Annotated in this window: 5 protein-coding genes and 3 pseudogenes; 5 read left to right on the forward strand and 3 right to left on the reverse strand. The window is 69.3% G+C overall.

Translation table 11 applies throughout. The annotated features are described in order from the left end of the window. Position 1 precedes the first annotated feature (1 nt). The 5 genes and pseudogenes from mrdA (at position 2) to AC1DER_RS11400 (ending at position 6,925) form a co-directional block, all read left to right on the forward strand. Complete coding sequence (mrdA, locus tag AC1DER_RS11380) at positions 2 to 1,948, forward strand: penicillin-binding protein 2 (protein WP_477243749.1); 1,947 nt, start codon at positions 2 to 4, stop codon at positions 1,946 to 1,948. Then, a complete protein-coding gene (gene rodA, locus AC1DER_RS11385) occupies positions 1,945 to 3,057 on the forward strand; it encodes a rod shape-determining protein RodA (RefSeq protein ID WP_477243747.1) in 1,113 nt (370 codons plus the stop codon). The genes mrdA and rodA overlap by 4 nt, the downstream gene beginning before the upstream one ends. A 170-nt stretch (positions 3,058 to 3,227) precedes the next feature. Next, positions 3,228 to 4,346 (forward strand): annotated as a pseudogene (gene mltB / locus AC1DER_RS11390) (lytic murein transglycosylase B); the annotation flags it as partial. Positions 4,347 to 4,444: 98 nt separating this feature from the next. Beyond that, positions 4,445 to 5,626 carry a septal ring lytic transglycosylase RlpA family protein gene (locus AC1DER_RS11395; RefSeq protein ID WP_477243745.1) on the forward strand — a complete coding sequence of 394 codons (1,182 nt, stop codon included), beginning with the start codon at positions 4,445 to 4,447 and terminating at the stop codon, positions 5,624 to 5,626. A 66-nt stretch (positions 5,627 to 5,692) separates the two neighbouring features. Then, positions 5,693 to 6,925 carry a D-alanyl-D-alanine carboxypeptidase family protein gene (locus tag AC1DER_RS11400; protein WP_441815274.1) on the forward strand — a complete coding sequence of 411 codons (1,233 nt, stop codon included), beginning with the start codon at positions 5,693 to 5,695 and terminating at the stop codon, positions 6,923 to 6,925. A gap of 166 nt (positions 6,926 to 7,091) precedes the next feature. On the opposite strand, the gene AC1DER_RS11405 is transcribed toward AC1DER_RS11400, so the two are convergent. The 3 genes and pseudogenes from AC1DER_RS11405 to AC1DER_RS11415 all read right to left on the reverse strand — a co-directional run. Then, a complete protein-coding gene (locus tag AC1DER_RS11405; protein WP_477243743.1) occupies positions 7,092 to 8,960 on the reverse strand; it encodes a S8 family serine peptidase in 1,869 nt (622 codons plus the stop codon). 79 nt (positions 8,961 to 9,039) lie between these two features. Continuing rightward, positions 9,040 to 9,807, reverse strand: a pseudogene (locus AC1DER_RS11410) (YadA-like family protein); the annotation flags it as partial. A 465-nt stretch (positions 9,808 to 10,272) separates the two neighbouring features. After that, positions 10,273 to 13,332 (reverse strand): annotated as a pseudogene (locus AC1DER_RS11415) (hypothetical protein); the annotation flags it as partial. Between the last annotated feature and the right edge of the window lie 50 nt (positions 13,333 to 13,382).

A 13,382-nucleotide genomic window follows, 5' to 3' on the forward strand; every position in this document is an offset into this window, starting at 1 on the left:
GATGGGTCCGCGTCGTCGCGTCCTCAAGAACGCCGCAGCCGAAGCCAACCAGTTCCGCCTGCGCTCCGCCATCGCATTCAGCTGCGTGCTGCTGGCGCTGGCCGGGCTCGGGCTGTGGTATTTCCGCCTGCAGGTCTGGCAGCACGCCGACTACGCCACGCGCTCGGAGGCCAACCGCATCAAGTTGCGGCCGGTGGTGCCGGGACGCGGGCTGATCCTCGACCGCAAGGGCAGGGTGCTGGCCGACAACGTCCCGGCCTACCGCATCGAAGTGACGCCGTTCGAAGCCGGCAAGACCGAGACCTGGTTGCCGGAGCTGGCCAAGGTCATCGCGCTGACGCCCGAGGACATCACCCGCTTCGAGGACGAGCGCCGCGCCACCCGCGGCTTCAAGCCGATCACGCTGAAGCTGCGCGTGAGCGAAGAAGAAGCCGCGCGCTTCGCCGTCGACCGCTGGCGCTATCCCGGCGTCGACCTGGTGTCGTACCTCAATCGCCGCTACCCGTACGGCGACCTGTTCTCGCACGTGATCGGCTACGTCGCCCGCATTGATACCGACGACCTCAAGGCGCTCGGTGAAGGCGGCGCCTCGCTGACCCACATCGGCAAGACCGGCCTGGAGCGCTATTACGAGGAAGCGCTGCGCGGCAAGGTCGGCTACGAGCAGATCGAGACCAACGTCGATGGCCGGCCGATGCGCCAGGTCGGCCACGTCCCGGCCACGCCCGGCGCCGACCTGCGCCTGAGCATCGACCTGGATCTTCAACAGGCGATGGTCACCGCCTTCGGCGACATGGACGGCTCGGCCGTGGCACTCGATCCGCGCACCGGCGAAGTGCTGGGCATGGTCAGCCTGCCGGGCTACGACCCCAACCTGTTCGTCAACGGCATCTCCAACGTCGACTACCGCGCGCTGATGGACAACCCGTCGCGGCCGATGTTCAACCGCAACGTGCTCGGCGGCGGCCCGCCGGGTTCGACGGTGAAGCCGCTGATCGGCCTGGCAGGTCTCGACAGCGGCCTGCGCCGGCCCGAGGACAAGTTCTTCTCGACCGGCACCTTCTACATCCCCGGCCAGCGCCGCGGCTGGCGCGACGCCCACGGCGGCGCCGGCTGGACCGACCTGCGCAAGTCGATCTCGGCGTCGGTGAACTTCTATTACTACAAGCTCGCCTACGACATGGGCATCGAGCGCTTCGACCAGTACATGCGCAAGTATGGATTCGGCGAACCGACCGGCATCGACCTGCTCGGCGAGAAGGCCGGCGTGGTGCCGTCGCCGGATTGGAAGCGCAAACGCAGCAAGGAGCCGTGGTACGCCGGCGAGACCGTCAATGCCGGCATCGGCCAGGGCTACTGGGTGGCGACCGTGCTGCAGCTGGCCCGTGGCACCGCCGCCATTGCCAACGGCGGCAACCTGGTGCGCCCGCACATCGTCGCCGATCGCCGCGACGGCTATCTCGCACCGTGGACGCCGCTGCAGCAGCCGGCGCCGACGCGCATCACCGACAACGCCGGCAACCTGCGCGCAGTGCAGGAAGGCATGATCGGCACCATCCACGGCCCGGGCGGCACCGGTCGGGCGATGGCGATCGGCGCGCCGTACATGATGGCCGGCAAGACCGGCACCGCGCAGAAGATCAGCCGCAAGGGCAACATCAGCTTCGACCCGCATTCGCTGCCGTACAACCTGCGCCACCAGGCGCTGTTCGTCGGCTACGCGCCGGCCGACAACCCGACGATAGTGGTGGCGATCTCGGTCGAGCACGGCGGCTTCGGCGGCAGTACCGCCGCGCCGATCGCGCGCAAGATCTTCGACGCCTGGCTGCTGGGCAAGATGCCCGAGCCGGCGCCGAGCGATCCGAAGTCGGTGCGTCCGGCGCAGCCGTTGGCCGCGCCTCCGCTTGAAGAAGACGCCGTGATCGAAGTTGCAGGTCCTACCCGATGAGACAGATCCTGCGCTGGCTGTTCGACCTGCTCGTGCGCTTCATGCGCACCTTCGACCTGCCCCTGCTCGGCGCCGTGCTGGCGCTGATGGTGATCGGCCTGGCCGTGCTCTACAGCGCCGCCGACCACGCCGTCGGCCTGGTCGTGCGCCAGGGCGTCTTCTTCGTCGCCGGCCTGGGGATGATGTGGGTGCTCTCGCGCATTCCGCCGAACCAGTTGCGCAACTGGACGCCGATCGCATTCGGCCTGTCGCTGCTGCCGCTGCTGCTGGTGCTGCTGATCGGCACCGGCAAGCACGGCCGCCACTGGATCAACCTCGGCGTGGTCTACGTACAGCCGGCCGAACTGCTCAAGCTGACCCTGCCGATGATGGTCGCCTGGTACCTGGACCGGCAGTCGCTGCCGCCCCGGTTCCGCACGGTGCTCGTTGCCGGCCTGCTGATCGCGGTGCCCACCGGCCTCATCCTGCTGCAGCCCGACTTCGGCACGGCGATGCTGGTCGCCGTGAGCGGTGCGTTCGCGCTGTACCTGGCCGGGCTGCCGTGGTGGTGGTTCGGCATGGCCTTCGGCGCGGTCGCGGCCATCGCGCCGGTGGCCTGGTTCTGGCTGCTGCGGCCGTACCAGCAGGACCGCATCCTGACGTTCCTCAATCCCGAATCCGACCCGCTCGGCACCGGCTGGAACATCATCCAGTCGAAGATCGCGATTGGCGCCGGCGGCCTCACCGGCAAGGGCTGGGGGCAGGGCTCGCAGTCGCACCTGAACTACCTGCCCGAGCACACCACCGACTTCATCTTCGCCGTGCTCAGCGAGGAGTTCGGCTGGGTCGGCGTGGCGACGGTGCTGGCGCTGTACCTGTTCGTGATCGGCCGCTGCCTGTGGATCGCCGCCGAGGCCCGAGACGGTTATTCGCGCCTGATCGCCGGCGCGCTCGGCCTGGCGTTCTGCGTCTATGTGATCGTCAACGGCGGCATGATCTCGGGCCTGCTGCCGGTGGTCGGCGTGCCGATGCCGCTGCTGAGCTATGGCGGCACCTCGGCGGTCTCGCTGCTGGCGGGCCTGGGCGTGGTGATGGCGGTGCGGGCGCACCGGCCGGTGTACGCGCGCTGACCCCGGCCTGGCGTGCTCCCTTCTCCCGCAAGCGGGAGAAGGTACCCGCAGGGCGGTGAGGGCAGGCCCTCGCGCTCCCACCTGTTCAGCCAGAATGAACCTGACTACCGGTTCAGCCTCCCCTGAACACGCGGTTTTGACCTTGTTGACCGCGTGCTACCCTCGCGGCGATGACCCGACGCCACACTCTCCGTAGCGCCGCGATCAGCGCGCTCCTGTTCGCGTTGGCCGGCTGCGCCACCCAAGCTTCGGCGCCAGCTCCCCAACAAACTCCCGCCAAACCCGCTGCCCCGGCGACCTCGGTCCCGGGTACGCCTGCGCTGCCCGAGCCGCACGAGCGCAAGGCGCTGCCGGAAGCGCGGGCCGCGTTCGTGCGCGACACCGCGGCCCGGTACGGCATCGACCCGGCCTACATCGAATCGGTGCTCGACCGCGCCGAAATCCGCGACAGCATCATCGCGGCGATGTCCAAGCCGGCCGAAGCCAAGCCGTGGCGCGACTACCGGCCGATCTTCATCACCCAGGGACGCATCGACGGCGGCCGCGCCTTCCTCGCCGAGCACCGCGCCGAACTCGATCGCGCCCAGGCGAAGTTCGGGGTGCCGGCCGAAGTGATCGTGTCGATCATTGGCGTGGAAACCAACTTCGGCAAGAACACCGGCAGCTATCCGGTGCTCGATGCGCTGTACACGCTGGCGTTCGCCTATCCGCGGACCGGCGACCCGGCCAAGGCCGATCGCGAGAATCGCCGCGAGGCGTTCTTCCGCGGCGAGCTTGGCCAGCTGTTCGCGCTCGGCAAGGAAACCGGCTTCGACATCACCGCGCTCAACGGCAGCTACGCCGGCGCGATGGGCTGGGGCCAGTTCATGCCGTCGAGCTACCGCGAATTCGCCGTCGATGGCGACGGTGACGGCAAGCGCGACCTGTTCAACGACCTCGACGACGTCTTCGCCTCGATCGCCAACTACTTCGCCAAGAAGGGCGGCTGGGTGCGCGGCGGCCCGGTCACGGTGCGCGCCAATGTCGCCGCCGATGCCAGGCCGATCGATCCGGAAAACCTCGACCCGGTCTACTCGATGGCCGACCTGGCCGCGCGCGGATTCCGCCCGCTGACCACGGTGCCGGCCGGGCAGACCGCCACGGTGGTGATGCTCGATGGCGTGGACGGCCAGGAATACTGGTTCGGCTTCCGCAACTTCTACGCGATCACCCGCTACAACATCTCCAAGCACTACGCGATGGCGGTGTACCAGCTCAGCGAGGCGATCGCCGGCCGCGCCAACGAGCCGACCGCAGCTGCTGCAGCTCCTGCTGCCGCACCAGCCGCCACCAGTCCTGCCGCCCCCGCAGTCGTCGCCACACCGCCCTCGGCATGAGGTCCACGGCCATGCATTGCAGCCTTGTCCGCTCCACGCTCATCGCCTCGCTGGCGTTGGGCCTGGTCGCCTGTGCGAGTGCGCCGAAGAAGTCTGTTTCGCAGTCGTTGGGCATCCCCGACAAGGGCGGGGTGCAGCACAGCCAGTTGCCGGGCGGGAAGAAGAAATCGCCGTACGCGGCGGCCCAGGAAGATCCCAGCACGCGCGGCCACTACACCGCCGGCGGCCTGTACAAGCCGGGCGTGTCCGACAGCACGCCCGACCACGTGCCTGACGTGGATGCGATCCCGGAGCCGGAAGTGACGAACGAGCCGCGTTCGGCGATCGGCAACCGCCCCAGTTATTCGGTGCTCGGCAAGCAGTACCGCGTGCTCGACAACCCCAAGGGTTACGTCGAGCAGGGCACGGCCTCGTACTACGGCCAGAAGTTCCACGGCCGCCGCACCTCCAACCTGGAGGTGTACGACATGTACGCCTTCACCGCCGCGCACAAGACGCTGCCGCTGCCCAGCTTCGCCCGCGTCACCAACCTCGACAATGGCAAGTCGGTCGTGGTCCGGGTAAACGATCGCGGCCCGTTCCACGAAGGTCGCGTCATCGACCTGAGCTACGCCGCCGCGGTCAAGCTGGGCATCACCGCGCGCGGCACCGGCCGGGTCGAAGTGCGCGCGCTGGTGCCTGGCGACGATGACCGGCCGGTGCTCGCTTCCGCGCCCACCCCGGCAGCCAGGCCGGCGGTGCCCACGCCCATCGACCGACTGATCGCCGCGATGCCCGTGGCCAGCGCCCGGGCCGGCGAACTGCCGCCCGGTGTGCGCATCGCCACCGGCAAGCCGACCGCGATGAACCAGGCGGCCGCCGCCGCGAACGCCACCGTGGCTGCGACCCCGTTGCCGCCGGCGGCAGCATCCATATCGACAGTGCCGGCACCTGCGCCTGCCGCGCCATCGCCCAGCCCTGCCGACGGCGTGGTCCTGCAGGTCGCCAGCTTCACCGCCCGTGCCAATGCCGACCGCGCGCTGACGACATTGCGCCGCGCCGGCATCGACACGGCCCAGATCACCGACGCCAGCGCCAATGGCCAGACCATCTGGCGCCTGCGCGTGGGCCCCCTCCAGGCCGCCCAGGCCCCGGAACTTGCAGCCCGCATCGCGGGTCTGGGTTTTGGCCAGCCGCAGCGCGTCCGCGACTAGAATTCACCCTCGGTACAACCCCAATATCTGGCCGGCACGTCGCCGGCCTCCGGAGCAGTTGAGACAATGAAAGTACCCGCTCTTGCCAGAGCCGCCGCGCTGGCCGCCGTCACCACCCTGGTGACCGGTCTCGCCATCGCCCAGACGCCGACGCCGCAGCCGGCTGCCGCCCAGCCCGCTCCGGCGCTGCCCGCGGCCAGCGACTCGCTGCCGGTCCCGCCGCCGCCGCAGATCACCTCCAAGGCATGGGTGCTGATGGACGCCGCCAGCGGCAACATCCTGGCCGGCGAGAACTACGACGAGCGCGTCGAGCCGGCCAGCATCACCAAGGTGATGACCAGCTACGTGATTGCCGCCGAACTCGCCGCCGGCAAGGTCAAGGACACCGACCAGGTGATGATGACCGAGAACGCCTGGCGCACCGGCGGCGCCGGCACCGACGGCAGCTACTCCGGCTTCGAGGTCAACAAGACCGCGCCGCTGGTGCAGATGGAAAAGGGCATGGTGGTGCAGTCCGGCAACGATGCCGCGATCGCCCTGGCCGAGCACGTCGCCGGCTCCACCGACGCCTTCGCCGCGCTGATGAACCAGTACGCCGCGCGCATCGGCATGAAGGGCTCGCACTTCGTCAACCCGCACGGTCTGTCGGCGGAAGGCCACTACTCCACCGCGCACGACCTGGCCCTGCTCGGCCGCGCCCTGATCCACGACTACCCGGTCGCGTACTCGTACAACAAGATCAAGGAATTCACGGTCGGCCCGATCACCCAGCCCAACCGCAACCTGCTGCTGTGGCGTGATCCGTCGGTCGATGGCATCAAGACCGGCCACCACTCCAATGCCGGTTACTGCCTCATGGCGTCCGCGCTGCGCGGCGACCAGCGCCTGATCTCGGTGGTGATGGGATCGAGCAGCGAGAACCAGCGCGCCGTCGATTCGCAGGCACTGTTGAACTGGGGCTTCCGCTTCTTCGAGACGCACAAGCTCTACGACGTCGGCAAGCAGATCGCCAAGCAGAAGGTGTGGAAGGGATCCGCCGACGAGGTCCAGCTCGGCGTCGCCGAGCCGCTGCTGGTGACCGTGCCGCGCGGCAAGTACAACCAGCTCAAGCCGATGATGGACGTGCCCAAGACCCTGGTTGCTCCGATCGCCAAGGGCCAGAAGATCGGCACGGTGAAGGTGATGCTCGACGGCAAGGTGATCTCGCAGCGTCCGCTGGTCGCCATCAACGCGATCGAGCAGGGTGGCTTCTTCAAGCGCCTGTGGGACGAGCTGCTGATGTGGTGGAAGTCCGAGTAATCCGGCGCCAGCATCGGGCAACAGGAAGAAGGCCGGCGCATGCCGGCCTTTTTCATGCGCGGCAAAAAATCGCCCGGGCAACAAGCCCGGGCAAAGGTCCAGTGGAAAGGTGGCGCGGGGGGCGTGACACCACCACCGCCGGACCGGGACGAAAGACAGCGCCGGATCAGTTGTGGCGCGCCTCCAGCGTCACGCCGGTGAAGGCCTTCGCGCCGACCACCTTGATGTAGTACGTGCCCGACAGCGTTGCGGCGATGCGCACGGTCTCGTTGTTGCCCGGACGCACCGACCGCAGATCGGCCGCATCCAGCGTCGGCACGGCGTTGTAGCTGGCCAGCAGCGTGACGTCGCCCGTGCCGCCGTAGGTCATCAGGCTGAGATTGCTCGCGCCGGCCGGAACCTGCAGTGCGAACAGCAATTCATCGCCGGCGACGGCGGCAAGGCCGGTCACCGGCATGCGGTTGCCAATCGGCGTGGCATCGATCGGCGGTTCGCAATCGTCACCTTCGCAGGGCGGCTCGACCGCGGTGACGGCGGTTTTTGCGTTGAGGATGCCGGTGCCGATCGGCGTGCCGACGGGAATGGTCACGGGGAAGTTGCGCGCCGACGACTTGAGCAGCGTTTCCATTTCCGCGGGTGTCAACGGCGTGGTCGCGATGCTCTGCACCATCGCCGCCACCGCCGCAACGTGCGGCGCGGCCATCGACGTGCCGGACATGCCGCCGTAGGTCTGCGTACCCAGTTCCGGCGAGGTCTCGCTGTCGTTGATGTTCTGCCACACGTAGCCGTTGGGGTTGCCATCGATCGAGCCGCCACCGCCTGGCGCCGACAGGTCGACCTTGCTGCCGAAGTTGGAATACGACGCCCTGCCGCCGGTAATGCGGGTCGCACCGACGGTGATCGTGTTGTTGCAGCTGGCCGGAGTGAAGTTGGCGGCATCGGCGTTGTTGTTGCCAGCGGCGACGACGACCACCGTGCCATTGGCCACGGCAGTATCGATCGCGCTCTGCATCGTGGCCTCACAGACCGAGGCGCCGCCCAGACTCATGTTGATGACTTCGGCAGGCGTGGTGTTGGCGGGGACGCCATCGACGCTGCCGCCGGACGCCCACACCACCGCATCGGCAATGTCGGACAGGTAGCCGCCGCAACGGCCGAGCACGCGCACCGGCAGCACCTTCGCGTCGTGCGCCACGCCGGCCATGCCCATCGCATTGTTGGTCAGTTCGGCAACCGTGCCGGCGACGTGCGTGCCGTGGAAGCTGCTACGGCTCACGTCGCACTCGGCCGGATCGTCGTTCCAGTCGCCGTAGTCGTGTGCGCCGGGAACGCGCTCGTCTGTCTCGCGCCGCGAGATGAACGCGTCGGTGATGAAGTCGTAACCGGGGAGAATGTTCGCGTCGAGATCATCGTGGCTGGTGATGCCGGTATCGATCACCGCCACCACGATGCCCTCGCCGGTGGCCTTGTCCCATGCAGCCGGTGCGTTGATGCCACCGGTGGTGTCGTGCAGGTGCCACTGGTACTGCGCGTAGTGGGTATCGTCCGGCACCAGGGCCGGGTCGACGTTGCGGGGGGCCGCCATGCCGGTGTGATGCAGCAGGCGATCAGGCTCGACATAGGCCACGGACGGATCGGCAGCGAGGGTGCGGACCAGCGAAGCGCTGGCGACGCGATCGAGCGCGCGCGACAACTCCACCACGTCCGCGCCGGTCGCCAGGCGGCGGACATGGCGCACCGTCGGTTGCGCGCCGTTTGCGGCAATGCCCGCGCGCGACAGCGCGGTGCGGAACGTGCCAAGCGCCTGTGCGGTGCTGCCGCGCTGGGCGGTGCCATTGCGGTAACCGACGATGTAGCGCGAATGCAGCGCTGTCGACGCGGCGATCGTGGTGGGAAGTGCGCGTGCGTCGCGGGTCAGGAGCGGTTTGCCCGCAGCGTCTGCAGGCAGGGTCGGAATGGCCAGGGCAATGGCGATGGCGAGGCTGCTGGCAACGGAAATGGACAGGGAAGGCGAGGGCGAACGATGCGACGTCATGGAAGAACTCCGTGGCAGAGGGGCGCCGGACGGGCCGGCGCGAAGCGATGGCTGAAGCAAGCGGGGGAAGTGGCGGGACTCACCAGCCGAAACCGACACCGGCGCCGGCCGAACTCTCGTCGTCGCTGAAGGCGCCGCCGAAGGTGACCGTGGCCCGGTCGCCGATCGCGCGCTGGTAGCCGATCGACAAGGCCTGTTGGCCACCACTGAAGCCGACGCCGACGCCCACGCGGTTCTGCGTGCGCACGCCCGCGGCGCTGGTGGCCATGTTCAACATGGCCGCGTTCATCGCGCCCATCTTGTCGATGCGCTTGTCGGTCTCGTCGAAACGCTGGCCCATGTCGGCGCGCAGGTCGTCGATTTCCGCCATCGGCGCGGCGACCAGGTCGTTGAATCGGGTGTCGGTGTAGGCCTTCGATTCGGCCAGGGTGCGGGCGTCGCCGGCGTTGACCTGGCGCACGTTGGCGGCATCGGTATCTGCCGTGCCGTCGGCGACGTTGGCGACCTGGCGCTCGTGTCCCGCCGAACCCACCGAGACCGTGTTCGCACGGGAAGCGACCGACCCCTGGCCAAGCGCGACCGCGCCCGTGGCGCCGGCGTCGACGCTGGCGCCCTGGCCGATTGCCGTGCCCGACGCCGCGTTGACCGTGGTGCCTTCGCCGACGGCGACGGCATTGGTCGCAGCCGCCGCAATCGTGCTGTTGGCGCCCACCGCGGTGCTGCCGTCGGCCTGCACCCGGGCATTGCCGCCAATGGCGGTGTCGTTGGCGCCGGCGGCATGCGCGTTGCCGCCCACCGCTATCGCACCGCTGCCACCGGCGTTGGCGTTCGCACCCACGGCGACCGCGCCCGAACCGGTGGCGGCATGGGCATCATCGCTGCCGGCAACGCCACCATCGACGGCGACGCGACCACCGCCGTTGCCATTGCCATTGCCGTTGCCCGGCGGGTGCGAGGCGCCGTCCTGCAGTGCATCGACACGCTCGTCGAGGGCGAACAACCCGCGATCCAGCGCCGCCAGCGCATCGCCGACATTGCCGAACGCACTGCCCATGACCTGGTAGCTCGGGCCGACGATGCCGCCGAACGGATCGAGCGTGGCGCCACCGCCCAGTGCGTTGACCAGGTTGCGGCTGGCGGCGAACAGCTGCGCGCCGTTGACCGCTTCCATGCTGCCGCTGTTGATCGCGCCGGCCTTGAGATTGGCCAGCGTCGTGCCCGCTGCACCGTCGAGCGTGATCCGGTCGCGCGCTTGCCCGTCGTAGGTGACTGCGCGCACCGGGTTGCCGTCTTCGTCCACGAGTCCGGCCTCGCGCAGTTGCCTGACGTTGACAGCGTCGTTGTCCTGCGTGCCGTCGGCGACGTTGACGATCTGTCGCATCGCATTGCTGCTGCCCACCGACACCGAGTTCGCGCGATCGGCGAGTGAACCCTTGCCCAGCGCCACGCTGTTCTCCGCGACGGCAAGCGAATCGGCGCCCAGCGCCATGCTGTAGTCGGCATCGGTGCGTGCGCGAAGGCCCATCGCGATGCTCATCTTCGCCATCGCGTGGGTGAACTCTCCCACGCCGACCGAGCCGGCGCCCATCGCCGTGGCGCCGCCGCCGATCGCCACTGCGATGTCGGCGCCGGCATACGAGTGCCTGCCGATCGCGATGGCGAACTCGCCGTCGGACGTGGCGTCGGAACCCAACGCGACACCGAAGTCCTTGAGCGCGCTGCTGGCAGTGCCGATCGAAAGCGAGATGGCGCCATTGGCCTGCGCCACGCCGCCGAGCGCGATCGCGCCGTCGGCGGTGGCCTGGCTGCCCGCGCCTACCGCCATCGACTGGTTGCCCGATGCCAGCGGGTTCCATTCCACCCAGCCGTTGTCGGGAATGCTGAACATCCGATACGCGCCGCCGATGGCCAGGCTGCTCTCGCCGGTGGCCTGTGCGCCGGTGCCGAACGCCTGGCTGTTCTGGCCACTCGCGGTCGAACCGTAGCCGACGGCAGTGGTATAGGCGCCGGTGGCGAACGCACCGCTGCCCAGTGCGGTGGCGCCGATGTCGAGCGCATTGCTGGCCGAACCCACCGCAGTGGCGTACTCGCCGTCGGCGAGCGCATCGTCGCTGCCGTCACCGGCGCCGTTCGCATCGACGTAGTGGATCGAACCCGATACTGCGTCGCTGACCTCACGCAGCTGCGAGAGATTGACCGCATCGGTGGCTTCGGTGCCGGCGCCCACGTGGGTGATCTGGCGCGTCTGGGGAAAGCCATCGACGTTCTCGCCCGCACCCACCGAAATGGTATTGGCGCGATCCGCCACGGACCCTGCTCCCAGCGCGACGCTGTAATCGGCCAATGCAAACGAGTAGTAGCCCATCGACAGCGCGCCCTCGCTGCCGGCGAAGGCCTGCGCGCCCAACGCCGTCGAGCGCCGCATCGCGGCACGGGCCGATTCGCCCAGCGCCGTCGAGCTGATGCCTTCCGCCGCGGAATTGCCACCCACCGAGGTCGAGTAGTCGCCCGTCGCCCAGGCAGCCGAACCCAGGGCGGAGGACCGGATGCCGGTGGCCTTGGTGGGCAGGTGGCCGAACAGGCGACCGGCCGGCTGGCTGCCACCGACCGCCGTGCTCTGCGCGCCCGTGGCCTGCGCCGAATCGCCGATGGCCACCGCGTTGTCGCCTTCGGCATTCGCGCGCGAGCCGGTCGCGGTCGACCACAGGCCCGACGCGCTCGACGCCGCGCCAATCGCGGTGCCCAGGTTGCCCGATGCCTGCGCGCCTGCACCGAATGCACTGGCCGCCGCGCCGCTGGCAGCGGTAGTCCCCTGCAGCACCACGGTCTTGCCCGTCTCGAGGTCCTGGTAGGTGTAGTCGAGCTCACCGCCCACGCCGGTGCTGCTGTTGCCGCTGGCTTCGCTGCTGGCGCCATACGCGGTGCCGTGATCGCCGGTGGCGACGCTGTTGAATCCGCCGGCGGTGGCGAATTCACCGCGCGCCACGGCGCCGCTGCCGACTGCGGACGAACCCGTGCCGATCGCGCTGCTGCTCGCGCCCAGTGCCGAGCTGTAGTCGCCTTCGGCCAGGGAGTTGGCGCCCAGGGCGGTGCTGTCGATGCCCTGCGCGATCGCCGAGTAACCGTCAGCCGTGGCCTGCTCTGCGACCGCCTGGCTCAGTGCGCCGGTCGCGCTGGTGCGATCCGAACTGGCCTGCGCACCGGCTCCCACCGCGCTCGCACCCTCGCCGTCGGCGCGAGTGCGCACAAGCACGCCACTCCAGTCGCTGCCGTCGTCTTTCATGCCGACGAAATAGGCGCCGCCCAGCGCGGTGCTGTTGGCGCGGCTGGCTACCGTGCCCGCGCCCACGGCGGTGGCGGCATGCGCGCCGGCAACGCTGTCGCCACCCACCGCGGTCGCATAGGCGACGGTGGCCGCGGCGCCGGCGCCAATCGCGGTCGCGTGGTCGGCCTCGGCCGAGCTGTACGCGCCAAGGGCGGTACTCAGGTCGGCCGTCGCCCAGGCACTGGTGCCGGAGGCGATGGAGTCGATGCCGCTCGCCTTCGATGCCACGCCCATGGCCGTGCTGCGCTCGGCCTGGGCGAACGAGCCTTCGCCCACCGCCGTCGAGTCCGAGCCCTCTGCCACCGCCGCCGTGCCCAGCGCGGTGCTGAAGTGGCCGATGGCGAGCGAAGCGGTGCCGACCGCCGTGGAGGACTGCCCGGTCGCTTCGGTCTTGTGCCAGCCGCCGATCCAGTTGGTGGCGCCGCCAATGGCGACGCTGCCATTGCTGGCCGCGTGAGCCATGGGACCGATCGCGATGGTTTGCGCGTCGGCGGCGTGGGCCGACCAGCCCATGGCCACGCTCCATTCCTGGTCAGCCTGCGCGGCGTGACCGACCGCGACGCTGCCGGGCCCGCTGGCACGGCTGGCGGCGCCGACCGCTATCGCGTTCTCAGCCGTCGCTGCGGCATCGTCGCTGCCGTCGGCCAGGCCATTGGAAGAGAAGTAATGCAGGCCGTCGCCATCGGCGTCCGGCGGTGGCGTTCCTTTCACGCCCACGGCGGACAGCGTCGCCGCGCCCGCCTGCGCGACAGGGTCGCACTCCAGCAGCGCGCGATAGCGTCCCGCCGCATCGGGCTGGCCGGATTCGACGACCTTGCAGTTGTCCAGTTCGGGAGCGTGGGTCGGCTCCGGCGAGGTCGATGTGGTCGCAGGGGAGGGGGCCGCACCGGGGGAAATCTGGGCCAACGCGGCCGGGGGTGCGGCCAGTAACAGCAGGATCGCCACGTGCAATTGCGTGCGCTTCATGGTGCGTCTGTCTCCGGGGTGGAGACGCCCGCTCCGGAGGGGGCGGGACACGGGCGTCGAAAGAGCCCGGGACGCTGTCATGCAGGTCGATGGCGGTCATTCCAATCGCATTACAATCTCTTTACAGCGGA

Source organism: Lysobacter sp. 05T417, from assembly GCF_056396405.1.

Excerpts from the sequence above, each read along its gene's own strand:
- AC1DER_RS11400 (WP_441815274.1), top strand. The coding sequence starts at position 5,693 with ATGAAAGTACCCGCTCTTGCCAGAGCCGCCGCGCTGGCCGCCGTCACC.
- mrdA (WP_477243749.1), top strand. The coding sequence starts at position 2 with ATGGGTCCGCGTCGTCGCGTCCTCAAGAACGCCGCAGCCGAAGCCAAC.
- AC1DER_RS11405 (WP_477243743.1), bottom strand. The coding sequence starts at position 8,960 with ATGACGTCGCATCGTTCGCCCTCGCCTTCCCTGTCCATTTCCGTTGCC.
- AC1DER_RS11395 (WP_477243745.1), top strand. The coding sequence starts at position 4,445 with ATGCATTGCAGCCTTGTCCGCTCCACGCTCATCGCCTCGCTGGCGTTG.
- rodA (WP_477243747.1), top strand. The coding sequence starts at position 1,945 with ATGAGACAGATCCTGCGCTGGCTGTTCGACCTGCTCGTGCGCTTCATG.